Here is a 17,423-nt window from a genome sequence, read left to right as displayed (position 1 = left end):
CTATGAAGTAGGACGTATAAAGAGACTCCCTATGCTTACCAATCGGATCGCCGCTTACTTTTCCGGCTTATTGGTCATTGGCCTTCTTTCCACAAGTGCTCTGGCAGAACCAGAGCGACTGGCTCCCGAGGAGGGTCAGGGCAGTACCGCACAGGAAATAGTCAGCAAGTTGGAAATGCTGCACTACAACAAAATTAAGATCGGCGATGAAATGTCCGAGGACTTGTGGAGCGAGTATATCGATGCACTCGACCCCACCAAAAGTTACTTCCTCGCCTCTGACATCAACGAATTCCGCGAGTGGCAGGCGACGATGGATGATCAGCTTCGCGCTGGTGACGTCACCGCAGGATTCAGTATCTATAACCGCTTCCGCCTGCGGATGGGGGATCGCCTCGACAGTATTCTGTCCCATCTGGAAAAAGGCCTTCCCGCTTTTGACTTCTCTCGGGATGAAACCCTAGAGCTGGACCGGGAAGAGAGTCAGTGGCCCACCTCTATCAGTGCTGCCGATGAGTTGTGGCGCAAGCGCCTAAAAAGCAGCATCCTCAATCTTCGCCTTACCGGTAAATCTGATGAGGAGATCCAAGACCTACTTGTACGCCGCTACAAAGGCCAGAAGAAGCGCCTTGAACAGCAAAAGAGTGACGATGTGTTCGAACTCTATATGAACTCATTGACTCGCCTCTACGATCCACACAGTAACTACCTGTCACCGCGCTCATTGGAAAACTTTAATATGAGCATGTCCCTCTCGCTGGAGGGGATCGGTGCAGTGCTGCAAGCGGATGAGGAGTACACCAAAGTTGCACGCTTGGTCCATGGCGGCCCTGCCGATCGCACTGGCAAGATCAAACCCAACGACAAAATTGTGGGTGTTGGCCAGGATAAGGAAGGCGAAATGGTCGACGTTGTAGGCTGGCGCCTGGATGACGTCGTAGACCTGATTCGCGGCAAGGCGGGCACCTATGTGCGCCTCGAAACCATTCCCACAGGCGGTGACGGCACCCACAAGACCATCCTGATCAAACGCAGCAAAGTGAAGCTGGAAGATCAGGCGGCGAAGAAAGCGGTATTTGAATTCTCCGACGGTAGCAAGAGCTACAAGATCGGGGTAATTAACTTGCCGACCTTCTATATCGATTTCGATGCCTACCGCCGTCGCGACCCCAACTACAAAAGCACCACCCGGGACGTAGCCCGCCTGCTGAGTGAGCTAAAAGAGGAAAATGTCGATGGCATTATCCTGGATCTGCGCAACAATGGCGGCGGTTCGCTGCAAGAAGCCACGATGCTTACCGATCTGTTTATCGATCAGGGTCCGGTAGTACAGATTCGCCACGCTAACGAGCAAATTTCTCGCCACAATCGCTCGCGCTCCCGCGCCATGTACCGTGGGCCGCTGATGGTGCTGATCAACCGCCTATCGGCCTCTGCGTCTGAGATCTTTGCCGGCGCAATCCAGGATTACAATCGTGGCCTGGTGGTAGGCAACCAGTCTTTCGGTAAGGGTACCGTGCAAACGATGGCACCACTGAAGGAAGGTCAGCTGAAAATCACCCAATCCAAGTTCTACCGGGTTTCCGGTGACAGCACCCAGCACGCAGGGGTGAAGCCGGATATCGATATGCCACAGCTGATCGATGCCGAGAACGTAGGTGAGAGCGCCTACGATACCGCCCTACCCTGGGATCGTATCCACGCAGTACCTCACGCGAAGTACTTCAACCTGAAAATGCTGATTCCAAGCTTGATCAACAAGCATGCCAAGCGCACAGAAGTAGACCCGGATTTCGTCTTCCTGCGCGACCAGTTCAAGTTTGATTCTGAGCGAGCAGACAAAAAGTTTGTTTCCCTAAATGAATCAACTCGCGAGCAAGAGCGTAAATCTGTTAATCAGCGTCTGCTGGATATGGAGAATCGTCGCCGTAAGGCTAAAGGTCTGGAAGTTTACGAAAACTTTGAGGCATACGAGGAGAGCGAATCTGAGGAAGTCGCCAGCGTTGGTGGCCCTGTAGAGATCAAGTTGGAAAAAGATCCTATTTTGAATGAAGCGGGCTATATAATGGCGGACTTTATCGGCCTGGCCACTAAGGCCAGCAAGGCCCCGCCCCAAGTTGCCAATTTCTAAATATTGATAGGTACTGGGTGCGCGGCATGCACCCAGTCCGCGAACTAATTTTTAGGCCGGGCTAGCCCGGCCTTTTTTATTTGGGGGAAGAAATGAAAGTAGTTTCCTTTAACGTCAACAGTATCCGCACCCGTCTGCACCAGATGCAGGCCTTGGTGGACAGCCACCAACCCGACATTATCGGCTTACAGGAAACCAAGGTTACCGACGAGGATTTCCCAGTAGATGCGATTAAAGATCTGGGCTATGAGCTGATTTATTTTGGCCAAAAAACACACTACGGTGTTGCCCTGCTCTCACGCCTGCCATTTATTGACCGTGAATACGGCTTTCCCGGTGAGACCAGCGATGCCCAGCGCCGCATGGTTGCTGGCAAGTTTGATATCGGCGGCCCCGAACCCCTCACGGTTATCAACGGCTATTTCCCCCAGGGTGAAAGTCGTGAGCACCCGGTGAAGTTCCCCGCCAAGCAGAAATACTACGCCGATCTGGATAGCTATCTGCAAACCACCTGCAAACCGGAAGCCCCGGTACTGGTGATCGGCGATATGAATATCTCCCCCAGCGACCAGGATATCGGTATTGGCGAACCCAATCGCAAGCGCTGGTTGCGCGACGGCAAATGCAGCTTTCTCCCAGAAGAGCGCGAATGGCTGCAAAAAATTGAAAGCTGGGGGCTCACCGACACCTTCCGCGCACAAAACCCGGAAGCAGATGACGTATTCAGCTGGTTTGACTACCGCAGCCGTGGATTTGATCGCGAGCCCAGACGCGGCCTGCGCATCGACCTGATCCTCGCCACCAACCCGCTATTGGAAAAGTGCGTGGCCACCGGTGTGGATTATGATATCCGCGCTATGGAGCGACCCTCTGACCACGCCCCGGTTTGGGCCGAATTCAAGCTCTAAACAGGCGTTAAAGCCCACTACTCCAGTGGGCTTTTTTAGGGATGTGAATATATGTTTTTCCATATATAATTGCGGAGAAAGTGGATACTCCGCCTAACTCGGGCAGGGAGTTGTCCACGGTGGATAGACGTAGAAGAGCGGTATGAACCCAGTACAGTTTTACAAATGCCTAGCCGATGATACGCGCCTGCGCACCTTGCTGCTTATCGCTCATGAGGAGGAGCTCTGCGTGTGTGAATTAACGACAGCCCTCGAGTTAAGCCAACCCAAGATTTCCCGGCACCTTGCGCTGCTAAGGAGTTCTGATCTACTTCAGGATCGCCGCCAGGGGCAGTGGGTATTTTACCGAATTAACCCAGACCTGAGTGCCTGGGCAAAATCTGTACTGTTCGACACCTTGCAGGCCAACCAGCATTTTATTACCGAAGATCTTAACAACCTAATTCAAATGGGAGACCGGCCTGAGCGCACAAGTCTGTGCTGCTGAGATTTACCGCCGATCACAGATTCAATTTAACTCAATATATATGATTTTTCATATATACCGAAAGGGAAACGGAGTACAGTAACAATGACGATCAAAATTGGGATTAACGGCTTTGGCCGTATCGGCCGCCTGGTATTGCGAGCGGCCTGGGACTGGCCGGAAGTGGAGTTTATCCAGATCAATGACCCCGCCGGCGATGCCGCCACACTCGCCCACCTACTCAACTTCGACTCTGTCCACGGGCGCTGGCATAGAGAGGCCAAAGCCGTTGACGATACAATCCAAATTGATGGCAAAACGATGGCCTATAGCCGTAATACTGCCATTGCAGATACGGATTGGCGCAACTGTGACCTGGTGGTAGAAGCTTCGGGGAAAATGAAAACTACCGAACTGCTCCAGCCCTATCTCGATCAAGGCGTAAAGAAAGTACTGGTCTCTGCACCGGTTAAGGAAGCCGGTGTACCCAATATTGTCCTTGGGGTAAACCAGCATATTTACCAGCCGGATCAGCACCGGATTATTACCGCCGCTTCCTGTACCACCAACTGCCTTGCCCCAGTAGTTAAGGTGATTCACGAAAACCTGGGTATTCGCCATGGCTCAATCACTACAATTCACGATATCACCAACACCCAGACTATCCTTGATGCACCCCACGCAGACCTGCGCAGAGCCCGTGCCTGCGGAGCCAGTCTGATCCCAACAACAACGGGGTCGGCTACGGCGATTGCCACTATCTTTCCCGAGCTTTCCGGTCGCCTCAACGGCCACGCGGTTCGTGTCCCGCTCGCCAATGCGTCACTGACAGACTGCGTCTTTGAAGTGGAAACAGCCACCTCCGCTGAGGCCGTAAATCAGCTATTCAAAGAAGCGGCAGAGGGCGAACTAAAAAATATCCTCGGCTACGAAGAGAGGCCCCTCGTTTCTGTAGATTACAAAACCGACCCCAGGTCCAGTGTTATTGATGCCCTCTCCACGATGGTCGTCAACGGCACCCAGGTCAAAGTTTATGCCTGGTATGACAATGAGTGGGGCTACGCCAACCGCACGGCAGAATTAGCCCGAATGATTGGCGCCATGGGCTAAGCAGCCCAAGTGAGTAGCAGTATACAGAACACGATCATGCAGTTTCTTCACAACTTATCGTCGCCGGTGCGCCAATACCTATTGGTAACGGGTAATTACTGGGCGTTTACCCTGACTGACGGCGCCCTGCGCATGCTGGTGCTGCTGCACTTTCACGAGCTCGGCTACAGTCCTTTACAAATTGCCCTACTCTTCCTTTTCTACGAATTCTTTGGTGTCGTCACCAATCTTATCGGCGGTTGGCTCGGGGCCCGATTTGGACTCAATCGGACCATGAATCTGGGATTGGCCTTACAGGTCGCGGCCCTTTCCATGCTGCTGGTACCCAGTCAGTATCTTAGCGTCCCACTGGTCATGGCCGCCCAAGCCCTATCCGGTATCGCCAAAGATTTAAATAAAATGAGTGCAAAAAGCTCAATCAAGTTGCTGGTGCCCGACGGGGCCAGTGGTAGCTTGTATCGATGGGTCGCACTACTTACCGGCTCGAAAAACGCCTTAAAGGGTTTGGGCTTTTTCCTTGGTGGAGCCCTACTCGCTTTACTGGATTTTCATGGCGCAATTGCCACAATGGCCGCCGCTCTTGGGGGTGTTTGGCTATTGAGCCTCAAATACCTCAAGCAGGACTTGGGCAAGGCTAAAGCAAAGAGCCGCTTTAGGGATATTTTTTCCAAGAGCCCTGCGGTCAATATCCTATCGGCCGCACGCCTACTCCTGTTTGCTTCCCGGGATGTCTGGTTTGTTATCGCCCTGCCCATTTTCCTGGCCAGCCAATTCGGCTGGAGTCACTGGCAAGTAGGTGCCTTCTTGGCATTATGGGTGATCGGTTACGGTATTGTGCAAACTCAGGCCCCCAAAATCACCTCAATAGGCTCAGCCCTACCACCAGACGGCCGAGCTGCATTCCTCTGGGCAGCTGTACTTGCTATTGCGCCCGCCGCGATAGCAGTCGCGCTACACAAAGGGATGGACGCGCAGATTGCGGTCTTGGGGGGGCTTTTGCTCTTTGCCGTACTCTTCGCTGTAAACTCCTCCCTGCATAGCTATTTGATTGTCGCTTATGCACGGGAAGACGGTGTCTCTATGGATGTCGGCTTCTACTATATGGCAAATGCGGCTGGACGCTTGCTGGGGACACTGCTTTCAGGATGGGTATTTCAAACAATGGGATTGGTGGCTTGCCTGCTGATTTCCAGCGGATTTCTCCTGCTAACTGCCCTTATTTCTCTGGCCCTACCCAGGCATAAGACCAGGGATCGGAAGGCCATCCGCTTAAGTCGCAGCTAGGGAGCCTCTGAATAATTCTGTAGCAATTTGCAGCTCGTCTGCCAGCAACTGCTGGCAGACGAGCTGCAATGTCATCTCAACTTGTGCGATTCGATAAAATTTGGAGTCGGGTATACACCCCATTAGAAATAGCGGCAAAGCAAGGGCCAAATACCTCATATAACTCTCACCTCTAACTCTCACCTCAAGTCCAACTGCTGCTGGTAGCCTGCAAAACTGGAGAGTAAAAGGTCTGGATTTGGCACTCAATGACTATTTGCCAACAATTTCTGCCAAAATTTATTCTCTATTTTTTGACTTTGAAGTCACTGTCATCTTAAGTAAAGTTCGATCTTTTTTCACGTAGTGATGGTAGAGGGCGGCCATGGCATGCCCCAAAACCAAGATCCACACCACCCACTCTCCCAGAACCTTTTTATGAATAAAGTCGACTGGCTTCTCAAACTCTTCAAACGTTAGCCCCATCTGCTCCTGCACTATTGCAACAAAAGCTTGGGTACTCTCAAACTTGGGAATCTCGAACAGAAAAAAATAGTCCGTATCCGCACCGGTGCCGATATAGCCGGTCAGTGGGGCAATGATCATAATGAGGTAGAGAAGGAAATGACCAGCGTGAGCCGCAAAGTGTTCCAGAGGCGTCCCGGGCTCTGGTCGTGGTATTGGGTTGGTCAGGCGCCAAACAATCCTAAGAATGACAAGCACTCCGATAGTGATGCCGATGGAAAGATGTAGCTGCAAGGCAGTCCAGTTCGCCGGTGTCTCTTCCTGAGTAAACCAATGCCGATAGTATACTGAAACATAGGCGCCTAAGAATAACAGGGCCGTTAACCAATGCAGCCATTTGGCTATAGAACCATAACTATCCGGCTGGTTCCTAAGACTCATTCCAATACCCCCTGTCAGGCAAATTATTCTATGATCTGCATTTTAGTTCGCCGCCCATCTGCCAGCAATACCAGGCTAAAGAACAAAATTGGCACAGTGTCCGCTCTCTAAAAATAAAAGCAGGCTCTCACTAAGCGCTTCCTCAGCATCCAGAAAAGGCAGGTGATGACTATCTTCAAGTATTGAGAGGCACTTATGTCCGCTATACCGCTCAAAATCTGCCTTTACTTGAGAAGAGGTAGTGATTGTGTCTTTATTGCCGACAACAAATAGCGCGGGAACTTGAATACTATCAATTCCCCCATTAACACTGAAAGCCTGAAGCTCCTCCTCCATCTTTCCCGCTAGAACTCCCCGCCGCTCTTCCCACCCTGGAAACTCATTATTAATATTCTGGTCCACAATAAATCTGTGGATATCAACCCCATTAGCTATACTGCCATTTGCCCGGCTTGCCCATTTAGAAAGGAAAAAATAGTTATCTTCAGGATTATCTTGGTATTGCTTTAATTCATCTATTGCCAGCTCATTGCCCTCCCCTTTAAACCATTGCAGAGTTGCATCAAAACTGGTTTTAGCTTGCGCTTGTGCATCCTGAAAAGAAGAGATGAATACAATGTTGTCCAGTTCTTCAGGGTGTTTGCTCGCATAGAGGGCAGCCAAAGCTCCACCCCATGAATGCCCAATCAAAGTAATCTTATCTTTTTTATAAAAGTTCTTGAGGAAATTAACAATACTGCGTACATCCCCAAGGTGATTATCAATTGTTAGGGTCGCATCTTTAACCTCAGGAGACTTCCCGGCTCCCCTTTGATGCAAGTACGCGACCAAATATTTTTCTTCCAACTTCCGCCCAGTTGTTGCTTGAAAGGGAACTAAGCCAAGTTCCACATCGCCAGGCCCGCCATGTAAAAAGAGTATCAGTGGATTTTCTTTATCAACGCCTGCGATCTCCACAAATAAGCTGGCATCCTTACTCCCAACATATTGCGTGTCTTGCACCGACTCAGCAAAGGTCATATTCGACAATAGGAGAACAACTGGAAAAATAAAGCGGGTATACCCGGCTATCGACGTAATCATCATACCTACTATACCCTTAGCTAAATGGAAAAACCTATCATGAAATCGCATCTACTTTTTACAAAGGGTCCCATACTTTTGGAGTTTAGATACAAAGAAATAGTTGAGTTGACTTAATCTAGAGGCAGATAGTGCCTTTAAGTCGATTCTTGATCCAATACTCCGTATTGAACGAAGGATTATGACGACTTTACTCAAAACACAACTACAGGATAAGGAGTTCAGAATTGCAGTTAGCTGCATAAAGGCCAGGGGCATTCGCCCGTATAAAGACAAATATCCCCGGAGAGGCCTGCTCCCCGGGGATACTTATTTGCGCTGTTCAGCTATTGCCAGCTCCCAGCGTATAGAACACCCTGACTACTGCCCCATCTCTCGAACCAGATAGCCAGCACCATCAACATTCTCCATTACCCAGAGAATATAAGCGATGTCCACATGGATAGCCCGAGTATTATCGGTGAAGTCCCAATCAGCATTGATACTATCGTAGGTACCATCAAATACAACACCCACCAATTCACCGCGACCATTCATTGTCGGAGAACCGGAGTTGCCGCCGGTGATGTCTACAGTACTCAAGAAATTAACCGGCACTGAGTCCAGCTGCTTATCGTAGTAGCGGCCAGAATTTTTCTTGTCGATAGCCTCCATCAATCCTTTAGGGGCATCAAATGGAGCCTCACCGGTATACTTCGCCTTAATACCACGCAAAGTTGTAAAAGGTACAAATCTGTTCTTACCGTCATTGCCATCGGCAGCCTCTTTAATCGTACCAGCTGGTGGCTGGTAGCCTTTAACCAGCCCATAGGTCACACGAAGAGAACTATTCGCATCGGGATAGACCGGCTTGCCCAGTGAATGGTAATAGTCGATCAGCAACTCCATATACTGTGGGCGGAGCTGAGCAAAGCGTCCTTTCATGGACTCCTCGTGCTCTTCTCGCGCAAGCATGTCGTCGTACATAGCCACTGCCAACTGGATAAACGGATCTTTGCTCTCTTTGAAATCTTCGGGCTTTTTACCGATCCACGCTTCACGCACCTCGACATCGGAAAGCTCTGTTTCCTTATACATCTTGTCGAGCATTGCCGCTAAATCAGTATTGCCTTTATCGAGATTTAAGAAACGGTCAAAGCTGGCTACACGCTGTGCCTTCGGAAGTGCCTGGTAGCGCTCCAGGAAGTAGAGCCAAATCTGCTTATCTACCGATGGGTCGTAACTGCGTTCAATACGACGCATACCCTCGGAAAACCGAGTCATATCGCGCTCCTGATAACCCGGCTTGCGCTCGGTATCAGGTTTTTCGTTCTCTTTTGCTAGGCGATACAACTTGCGTGCAGCGCCCAACATGGCAGAACGATCCATGTAATTGATAGCTAGGTCCTGTTCACGAGTTGACTCTTGCTCAACAACCAGCGCTTCAAGGTCATCGATCGTCGATTGGTATTTTTTCTGGCGGGTCTTGTCTGAATTCACCCACACCTGCAAATCTTTTTCCAGCTTTTGCTTACGCTGCAACAGGTCGCTGCGGCGGTATCCTTCCATCATGCCGGTAAAGTTTTTAGAGTAATTATTCAAGCCTGCCACAAGACTGGCATACTTCAACTCTGCATCTTTATTATCTGCGGTAGCGCTACCAATCGTTTCGGACCATTCTCGCAATACCCGCTGCATATTTGGGTAGTACCAATTGAAATTGCTTTCCACTTCTTGTGCCGTGCGATAACGGTTTGTGCGGCCCGGATAACCGGCAACCATCACAAAATCACCGTCCTCTGGGCCTTTTGCCGCTACGGGCAGATAGTATTTAGGCTCGTAGGGAACATTATCTTTGGAGTAATCAGCCGGTTTGCCATCTTTGCCAACATAGGCTCGATAGAAAGCATAGTCGCCGGTATGGCGAGGCCACATCCAGTTATCAATATCACCACCGAACTTTCCGATCGAGGACGCCGGCGCATGGACTAAACGTACATCGCGAATTTCCAGCTGCTTAACCAGGTAGTAGTTCAAGCCGCCGTAGTAGCTATAGACTTCACAGCGGTGCCCTGGATCTTTCTCACACTCGGAAACCAGTGCCTTCTCCGCGTCTTCGATAGCGGCAAAACGTGCAGCACCATCCATATCATCAGTCAAACGGCCGTTGATCTTATCCGTTACTTCATTCATTGCCACGGTGACATAGACACGGGAGCCCGGTGCAGCGGGCAACTCTTCAGATAAGTCCCCGGCCAGGAAACCTTCAGCCAGTAAATCCTTGGATTCTGTCGAGTTATAAGAAATTGAGCCATAGGCGCAGTGGTGATTGGTAATCACCAGCCCTTTGGGAGAGACAAAGGAGGCCGAACAGCCCCCCAAACTGATCACTGCATTCATTGGGAATTCAGTGAGCTTGGTCATACTGGCTGGATCTAGCTCAAGACCATATCCGCGAAGCTCCTGGGCTAGCTCAGGCAACTGGTGCGGCTGCCACATTCCCTCGGTCGAAATACTCTCTTTCCCAGTAGCAAGGCTGGAGTAACTGACTCCTGCAAGTAATGCAGTGGTTGCGAACCTGTAAACAATAGATTTTTTTATTTTCATATTTACTCAACAGTATTTTCCTAACAACGGCTCAGTATTGGATGCATCTCGGCACTGAGCCTGTCTTTTTACAGCATATTCACCGAAAATTTATCTGTAAACACGGCAAACCAACAGGGTAACACACCAATCCTGGCTTTAAACTGACACGAATCTACGGCCCCACTTCAAGTCCGCTAATCATTGGCAATATTTCCCTGTCTCTTCCACCTAAATGGGGTAAGCCATCAAAACCCAATTGTTATACTGTATCATTTTTAGTCGAACAAATTTGAGCAAAGATAAATTATGTCGACGGCAAGAAAGAAATCTGCGATAAGCTGTTTTGCATCCCATCAAAGTAGTACCGACTAACTTAGTGTCGGTGGGCACTGGCCCTCCACCCCCATTTTGCTATCCAAATTACCCTGGCGATTCTGCTTTCAAGCTCACTCTTACCCTTCAGTGCCAGGAGATTGCCTAGTTTCAGCAGGCTAAATATGATATGTTGCATCATATCTCAAAAGGAAAGAGAACCGGCCAATGAGGGGTAGCGCTACCGCTCTACCCGGAAAATTGAAAGCAATACAGGTAAAACCCCCAAGAAGAAGGCTGAACTAGCCGAAATTACCTAAAAGGAGAGTGTTTTGAGTTTTAATTACTCTACCGAAAGAAGCTATAAGCCACTTGCTGCACAAGTAAACAATGCTGAGCTGATTCGCACAGACAAAGGCGTATCCGCGCTAAACCAACCAAATACCCGCCGGGCCATATCAGCGGATAGCGGAGAAGTTTTCGCCGATATTTTCCAGGCCGATATCAATATGGCTATCTGGCAAAGAGAGCTATCCGCTGATATAGCTAATGACTGTCAGTCTCTCTTGAGCAGTCGTATACCCCCCAATCGCCGAATTCTATTACCCACTACCAGGATAAATCATCTCGCTGAAGCCTTACCAGAGCTTGAGCCCTATCCATATCTACGTGCTGATATTCAGTTACTGGCAGATATGTTCAGTTTCCTGTTTGAGTTAAGTGGAATCGGTATTCGGTTAACAACCCTAAGCGGTGCAATGTGCCCCAAATTTCATGTAGACCGAGTGCCCTGCCGTCTGATTACTACTTATTTGGGTGCTGGGACCGAGTGGTTGGCACCAGGCTCTATTGACCCTGACAACCTCGATTTAAAGACCCAGCAGGAATTCCCCGCAACTTCCATCAATCGCCTGGCGTACGGCTCAGTTGCTCTACTCAAGGGCGAACTTTGGGAAGGCAATGAAGGGGGTGGCTTAATCCATCGTTCGCCCAGTGTCGAGTCCGGCCAACTGCGACTATTGCTCACGTTTGATTTTGGATCAGCCGAAGGCTAACCGGCTCCCCGGATTTGACATTCTCCCCGCCCTAAAGGACGGGGGGTTACGCGCTTTCGATAAATTTCCAATTTATAAACTGAACTCGACCCTACTCTCTCCTGGCTTTAAGGTATAGCTTTGGGTTTCCCTGCCATTATTGACATTGACAGTGTTCACTTGGTCCCGCTCAACCTCCATCAACATTGACTGCTTAACCGTCAAATTCTTACTGACAATAGCAGCCAAAGGCACTTCCTGATATATCCAGATATCGTGAACATCAGCCTCCATGCCCACCCAATTGGGCTTCAGCACACTATCGCCTTCCTGACTGAGCTGGAACCTTGAATTGACATAGTGTTCCATCTGCTTTTGAGCCTCACTCAATTCTTTACTGGCACTTAGTGACAGAGCCTTCTCAATATCGGCAACAAAAAAACGATGGGAAATTTCCAATCTTTGGGTGCGTTCGTTTACGGAAAGGTCTGTCAAACCAAAATGATAGCGATGTGCATTTGCCTGTAAGGCAAATACCAGGGTCGTTACTGTCAGTAACAAAGAAAATAAAACTTTCATCAACTACTACCAATACACTATGAGTGTTTCAGGTGAATATTTGGGAGGGGCAAAAGCACAAAGTGCAGCCCCCCACGCTAATTGTCAGCGAGCTGCACTCTTCTTCAAGACTTAATCTGCCTCTTTAAGCTCTACATCCCAGTCCTTCATCAAGTTGCGCTGCTTCTCGTTCTTAAACAGCTCCAGGCGCGATTTGATAATACGACGTGGGTAGAAGTTATTCTCCACATTGACATCCGCTGTCTCCCAGTGGGGGTCGAGTACTACGGATTTGAGCACTTTACTCTTATCCCTTACCAGCATCTTGGAAGTCTTTTTGGCATTGCGAGTCCAGATTTCAGCGGGGATGCGCAGATCCTCAACACTGCCATCTTCATACTCAAGTCGCAAAAACAGGGGCATTACCAGACCGCCAATATTGCTAAAATCTAGCACGTAGACATTACTCTCAACTTTAAGTAAGTCTTTTTCCCAATCATCCAGTGCCGCCAGCTTAACCTGGTAGCTATTGCGATCCTCATTGGAGACATCGAACATATCGTGCTGGTTATAGAAATCTTCCAGCTCAGGTTTACCATCGACGATGCGGGTTAACTTTTTCGCGCGATTTTCAATAACAGTAATAGTCTCGGGTTCCTGCTCATGCTGGGCACGCTTCCAGGGTCCTTCCACATCAGGGTTTTGTGTACCGACTGTATAGTGGTGTACGGCATCAAGGCTGATATCAACGTTATCCGTGGTGTAGAACCAGCCGCGCCAGAACCAATCCAGATCCATACCCGACGCGTCTTCCATAGTGCGGAAAAAATCTGCTGGCATAGGGCGCTTGAACTTCCAGCGCTGAGCGTATTCCCGGAAAGCGAAATCAAACAGTTCACGTCCCATAATAGACTCGCGCAGGATATTCAGCGCAGCTGCCGGTTTGCCGTAGGCATTGTTACCAAGTTGAAGCACTGATTCCGAGTTCGTCATAATCGGAACTTGGTTCTCACTCTTCATGTATTCGACAATTTTTCGTGCATCACCACGGCGAGATGGATACTTTTCCTCCCACTCCTGTTCGGCCAGGAACTGTACAAAGGTGTTTAGGCCTTCATCCATCCAGGTCCACTGACGTTCATCAGAATTGATAATCATCGGATAGTAGTTGTGCCCCACCTCATGGATGATAACCGAGATAAGTCCATACTTGGTGCGACGGGAGTAAGTGCGCTTGCTGCGGTCCGCCTCATCGATTTCCGGTCGCGGGCCATTAAAGGTGATCATGGGGTATTCCATCCCCCCTACAGGGCCGTTGACTGAAATGGATACCGGGTAGGGGTAGTCAAAACTGTAACGGTTGTAGACATCAATTGTATGGATAATGGACTCTGTCGAGTACTTATCCCATAGCGGAGTGCCCTCTTCCGGGTAAAAGGACATCGCCATGGTGTCAGTTCCGCCCTTCTTGTAACCCTGCGCATCCCACAAGAACTTACGCGAAGATGCCCAGGAGAAGTCACGGACATTTTCCGCTTCAAAAACCCAGGTTTTGCGTTTAGAGGAACGGCTTTTTTCGTTTTCCAGGGCCTCATCCTTAGTAACAATCATCACTGGCCTACTCGCAGTGCGGGCCTTTTTCAAACGCTCACGCTGCTTGGAGGACAACACATCCTTCGGATTCTGAAGCACCCCGGTAGCGGCAACGATATGGTCCGCCGGCACCTCGATAGCAACGCGGTAGTTTCCGAATTCCAACGCAAATTCGCCGCGCCCCAGAAACTGCTTGTTTTGCCAGCCGCTAACATCGTTATAGACAGCCATACGGGGGAACCATTGAGCGATCTCGTATAAATAGTTATCGTCGCGCTCAAAATACTCATAGCCTGAACGACCGCCCAGTGCTTTCTGTTCAATCACCTTGTAAGCCCAGTCAATCCGAAAGCTCACACTGGAGCCTGAGGCCAGTGGCTGGGGCAAGTCAATTCGCATACCGGTATCGACAATAGTATGGCGAAGCTCCCTTCCCTGAGAGTCGGCGACTTTGGTGATCTGGTATCCACCGGGAAATTCACTGGAGGCGACAGCACGGCGAAAGCTCTTAAATGGAATCGTGTCTGGAGCAATAGCCTCCAGATCAACCGGTATCGCCAGATTGCCTGAGGAGTCCGGCTTGAAGCGGTTTTGATCCAGCTGCACCCACAAATAACGCAGAGTATCCGGCGAGTTATTGGTATAAGTAATGGTCTCTGAAGCAGTTATCCGTTGCTTGCTATCATCCAGTGAAACCTTGATATCGTAATCCGCCTGCTGCTGCCAGTAGGCATGACCCGGAGCACCCGAAGCCGTACGATAACTATTAGGCGTCGGCAACAACTCCTCCAGCTGGCGGAACTTATCTCCGGTAACATTGAGGGGGTCTGCGGCAAAGGTATCCGAAATGCCGGATACAGCAAGAAACGCCACTGCTAAGCGGCCAAGTAGTTTCATAGTCATTGGGTTACTTCAGGGTTACAACTTTAAGGCTTTTTTGTCTGAGAGTTCCTAAAGGAGCTCGGTCGCAAGAAGAGCGATCAGGGTCTCTACCAGTGTTTGTGATAAGTTTTAGGCCTAACCGCTATTTAGGGTTCATAAAAAGCTTTCGTTTCGGCATCTGGATTATCTGCCAGGGCATGGAGCCAGGACCTTTCCATCTCCTCCCAGTGTAAAGGTGCCGGGTTAATCACCTCCACACGGCTTTCCAGTGTGTCATCCAGCTCCAGTACGGTGAGCACTTGATCGGCCTTGTTAAATCCGAAAACACCTTGCTCGGTAATAAATACCCCCTTGATTCGCTCAGCTTCAACGCCGCTGAACAGTGAAAAGAGCGCATCATAGTCAAATACAAATTCAGGGCTAAAACGCCAACCACAGCTGTAGTAACCCTCTCCGCTATTCTCCGAACGGAGATAACCACACTCCGGCAACAGCTCAACTTCATCCACCGCCTTAGTAGCTGAGTGGTGGTGCTCACTTCCTGAAGAAACTTGGAAGCTACAGGGGAGCTGGAGCCAATCCAACTCTATACGCCCCTGCTCCACCACTTGCAGCGGTTTTTCTGTATCTTCACCTAAGAATGCGAGAAAACGCTGAAGGTTTTGCAAGTCCTCAGGGCCATAGAGGTCAGACTTATTAGCCACCACCAAGTCAGCAACCTCTAATTGCTGCCGAAAAGTCTCACTGCGCAAGTAGCGGTCGTCCTCAATGCAGCGGGCATCGACCAAAGTAAGCGTACCGCGAAGGTCCAAAACACCACTGCGCACAGCATCAGACAGCGCTGCCAATACCTCTCTGGGGTGCCCCAGGCCTGTGGGCTCGATCAATAATCGATGGGGCCTGGCTTTAACCAGTAACTGGTTTAAAGCAACCTGCATTGGTAAGCCGGCCGCACAACACATACAACCGCCGGGTACCTCTCGGATATATACGCTACCCTCCTGATCCGGTTCAAAAAGTGCGCCGTCAACGCCCACTTCTCCAAACTCATTTACCAGTACTGCCCAGCGCTCATTCTCAGGCTTAGCCTCCAGAAGGTGGCGGATCGCTGTCGTCTTGCCAACGCCCAGAAAACCGGTAATAACGTTGGCGGCCACCCCGCGTATCAACTGATGCTCTGCCACTAAGCTGCATCCCGGCTGCATTCATCACAGACACAATCCAACTCCAACTGAGATGTCTGGAGATGGTATCCGGCACTCTCAACCGTATCGCGCAGCGCGGTGATAACTTCCGGCTTGATACCGATTTCCCGCACTTTGCTACAGCGGTTGCAAATTAAAAACTGCGGTGTTTGGTGACTGTGGTCACAGGCAATATGCGCACAGGCCAGGTACTTGTTTTCTGAATTGAGTTTGTGAACCAAGTTCTCTGCGGCCAGAAAGTCCAACATTCGGTAGACTGACATGGCGGGAATTGAGTCACCAAAAGCACTATTGTAGTGCTCCGCTATTTCGTAGGCAGAGAGCGGGGTGTTTGAGCGCAGCAAAACGGTAAGAACATTCTTGCGCTTTTCCGTGAGGCGAGCCCCTGAGCTGCGACAGGTTTGTTCTGCCACACTCAGTGTCTGTTTGATTTGGGATGCTTTCATAGCCTATTTCATTTGCAATTCGTTATCTTTAACAGTAGGCAACTCAACTCCAATCGCCGGAGCTGATCCACTGCATTGCCGCCCCATAAATACCGGGAAGCCTCTCAAACAGGGTAACAATGACGCTGTTGAAGCGTGCCAGATTATCACATTTGAAGTCATAACCAGGGAGTCTCTGGGTAATTAGGCAGCCTCTCTGCGGACCTTGAGAGCTACAGGTATTAGGCCTGGCCAACTGTGCATGGCCTCACCGCAAGCATGACTCACCATACCTCTAGTGACTAGACCGCCAAACGCAACCAGTAGGGTTCCGCTGAACGGCATTACCCCACCTAGTCGATAAGAGCGATCCGACATATCAAACGCTGGTTTACCCAGTGGGCAACAATTAATAGACCAGCACCAAGAATGCTAGCAATCAGCTCCCAAATTCCCTCCACGTAAAGCGCGCCAACCAATAGCAATGCCCCAGAGAATCCCACAATCATTACCGCATAGCGCTGGTGGCGTAGGCAGGAGGCCGGGAAGCTGGTCAAGGCCAAGATCACCACTGGTATAAGCAGAAGTAGATGCAGAAACTGGTCCTCCTGCAACGCGCCCAATATCCCCACGCCACCCAAAACCGGCAGCAAAGGCGTTAGAAGACAGTGCAGCAGGCAAAGTCCAGAAGCCAAAATTCCTAAAGTATCTCTCACAATAACCCTTTTAACCTTCGAGTATTCAAGGTGGCCAAGCAGGCTCCAATCAATTTTAAGATATGTTATATCATAAACAGAGGAATTCAAGTCAGTTTAATTGAAATGACTAAAGGTTCACGAAATGCTGCGGAACAATAAGCAGGAGCTGCGGGGAGTGCCCACCGCAGGCTAAGTGGGTAGTTACGGTTATTACGAGATCAGCGGTGACCCTATCGGTCTGCGGCACCCGCGACTAGGACCCACCGCAGAACTCTCCTTTG

Annotated in this window: 14 protein-coding genes; 6 read left to right on the top strand and 8 right to left on the bottom strand. The window is 49.9% G+C overall.

The genetic code is table 11. From position 1 onward, the window contains the following. The first annotated feature begins 31 nt into the window (after positions 1–31). The 5 genes from ACJJIK_RS03880 (at position 32) to arsJ (ending at position 5,899) form a co-directional block, all read left to right on the top strand. Positions 32–2,131, top strand: coding sequence for a carboxy terminal-processing peptidase (locus ACJJIK_RS03880; RefSeq protein WP_444944270.1), 2,100 nt, complete (start codon positions 32–34; stop codon positions 2,129–2,131). A 92-nt stretch (positions 2,132–2,223) separates the two neighbouring features. Beyond that, entirely contained in the window at positions 2,224–3,039 is an 816-nt protein-coding gene (xthA, locus tag ACJJIK_RS03875; RefSeq protein WP_444944269.1) for an exodeoxyribonuclease III, read from the top strand. A gap of 142 nt (positions 3,040–3,181) precedes the next feature. Continuing rightward, positions 3,182–3,526 (top strand): metalloregulator ArsR/SmtB family transcription factor, encoded by a 345-nt coding sequence (locus tag ACJJIK_RS03870; protein WP_444931077.1) that lies wholly within the window; start codon positions 3,182–3,184, stop codon positions 3,524–3,526. 84 nt (positions 3,527–3,610) lie between these two features. Further along, positions 3,611–4,615, top strand: coding sequence for an ArsJ-associated glyceraldehyde-3-phosphate dehydrogenase (locus ACJJIK_RS03865; RefSeq protein WP_444944268.1), 1,005 nt, complete (start codon positions 3,611–3,613; stop codon positions 4,613–4,615). 36 nt (positions 4,616–4,651) lie between these two features. Further along, positions 4,652–5,899 (top strand): organoarsenical effux MFS transporter ArsJ, encoded by a 1,248-nt coding sequence (arsJ, locus tag ACJJIK_RS03860; RefSeq protein ID WP_444944267.1) that lies wholly within the window; start codon positions 4,652–4,654, stop codon positions 5,897–5,899. Positions 5,900–6,178: 279 nt separating this feature from the next. On the opposite strand, the gene ACJJIK_RS03855 is transcribed toward arsJ, so the two are convergent. The 3 genes from ACJJIK_RS03855 to ACJJIK_RS03845 form a co-directional block, all read right to left on the bottom strand. Beyond that, the gene (locus ACJJIK_RS03855; RefSeq protein ID WP_444944266.1) at positions 6,179–6,784 is read right to left on the bottom strand and encodes a cytochrome b; all 606 of its coding nucleotides are present in this window, start codon (positions 6,782–6,784) and stop codon (positions 6,179–6,181) included. 75 nt (positions 6,785–6,859) lie between these two features. Next, positions 6,860–7,918, bottom strand: coding sequence for an alpha/beta fold hydrolase (locus ACJJIK_RS03850; RefSeq protein WP_444944265.1), 1,059 nt, complete (start codon positions 7,916–7,918; stop codon positions 6,860–6,862). A 309-nt stretch (positions 7,919–8,227) separates the two neighbouring features. Beyond that, entirely contained in the window at positions 8,228–10,453 is a 2,226-nt protein-coding gene (locus ACJJIK_RS03845; protein WP_444944264.1) for a S46 family peptidase, read from the bottom strand. 626 nt (positions 10,454–11,079) lie between these two features. On the opposite strand from ACJJIK_RS03845, the gene ACJJIK_RS03840 reads away from it, so the two are divergent. Then, positions 11,080–11,802: a DUF1826 domain-containing protein gene (locus tag ACJJIK_RS03840; protein ID WP_444944263.1), complete on the top strand. Its 723-nt coding sequence runs from the start codon at positions 11,080–11,082 to the stop codon at positions 11,800–11,802. Between the two features lie 72 nt (positions 11,803–11,874). Here the strand turns inward: ACJJIK_RS03840 and ACJJIK_RS03835 are convergent, their stop codons facing one another. The 5 genes from ACJJIK_RS03835 to ACJJIK_RS03815 all read right to left on the bottom strand — a co-directional run bounded on the left by ACJJIK_RS03835 (position 11,875) and on the right by ACJJIK_RS03815 (position 17,160). Continuing rightward, a complete protein-coding gene (locus ACJJIK_RS03835; protein ID WP_444931083.1) occupies positions 11,875–12,360 on the bottom strand; it encodes a DUF6702 family protein in 486 nt (161 codons plus the stop codon). A gap of 111 nt (positions 12,361–12,471) precedes the next feature. Beyond that, a complete protein-coding gene (locus tag ACJJIK_RS03830; RefSeq protein ID WP_444944262.1) occupies positions 12,472–14,835 on the bottom strand; it encodes a M1 family metallopeptidase in 2,364 nt (787 codons plus the stop codon). 125 nt (positions 14,836–14,960) lie between these two features. Then, positions 14,961–15,998: a CobW family GTP-binding protein gene (locus ACJJIK_RS03825; RefSeq protein WP_444931085.1), complete on the bottom strand. Its 1,038-nt coding sequence runs from the start codon at positions 15,996–15,998 to the stop codon at positions 14,961–14,963. Further along, positions 15,998–16,465 carry a Fur family transcriptional regulator gene (locus ACJJIK_RS03820; protein WP_444931086.1) on the bottom strand — a complete coding sequence of 156 codons (468 nt, stop codon included), beginning with the start codon at positions 16,463–16,465 and terminating at the stop codon, positions 15,998–16,000. The genes ACJJIK_RS03825 and ACJJIK_RS03820 overlap by 1 nt, the downstream gene beginning before the upstream one ends. A 332-nt stretch (positions 16,466–16,797) precedes the next feature. Continuing rightward, complete coding sequence (locus tag ACJJIK_RS03815) at positions 16,798–17,160, bottom strand: MerC family mercury resistance protein (RefSeq protein WP_444944261.1); 363 nt, start codon at positions 17,158–17,160, stop codon at positions 16,798–16,800. Between the last annotated feature and the right edge of the window lie 263 nt (positions 17,161–17,423).

Source organism: Microbulbifer regidiadema (SeqCode) (assembly GCF_052466995.1).
The sequence above is the reverse complement of the archived record's forward strand: the minus strand, read 5'-3'. Positions and strand labels throughout refer to the sequence as shown.

Bases quoted from the DNA above. Each gene is read 5' to 3' on its own strand.
- arsJ (WP_444944267.1), top strand. From the start codon at position 4,652: ATGCAGTTTCTTCACAACTTATCGTCGCCGGTGCGCCAATACCTATTG.
- ACJJIK_RS03850 (WP_444944265.1), bottom strand. From the start codon at position 7,918: ATGCGATTTCATGATAGGTTTTTCCATTTAGCTAAGGGTATAGTAGGT.
- ACJJIK_RS03855 (WP_444944266.1), bottom strand. From the start codon at position 6,784: ATGAGTCTTAGGAACCAGCCGGATAGTTATGGTTCTATAGCCAAATGG.
- ACJJIK_RS03865 (WP_444944268.1), top strand. From the start codon at position 3,611: ATGACGATCAAAATTGGGATTAACGGCTTTGGCCGTATCGGCCGCCTG.
- ACJJIK_RS03830 (WP_444944262.1), bottom strand. From the start codon at position 14,835: ATGACTATGAAACTACTTGGCCGCTTAGCAGTGGCGTTTCTTGCTGTA.
- ACJJIK_RS03880 (WP_444944270.1), top strand. From the start codon at position 32: ATGCTTACCAATCGGATCGCCGCTTACTTTTCCGGCTTATTGGTCATT.
- xthA (WP_444944269.1), top strand. From the start codon at position 2,224: ATGAAAGTAGTTTCCTTTAACGTCAACAGTATCCGCACCCGTCTGCAC.
- ACJJIK_RS03835 (WP_444931083.1), bottom strand. From the start codon at position 12,360: ATGAAAGTTTTATTTTCTTTGTTACTGACAGTAACGACCCTGGTATTT.
- ACJJIK_RS03820 (WP_444931086.1), bottom strand. From the start codon at position 16,465: ATGAAAGCATCCCAAATCAAACAGACACTGAGTGTGGCAGAACAAACC.
- ACJJIK_RS03870 (WP_444931077.1), top strand. From the start codon at position 3,182: ATGAACCCAGTACAGTTTTACAAATGCCTAGCCGATGATACGCGCCTG.
- ACJJIK_RS03845 (WP_444944264.1), bottom strand. From the start codon at position 10,453: ATGAAAATAAAAAAATCTATTGTTTACAGGTTCGCAACCACTGCATTA.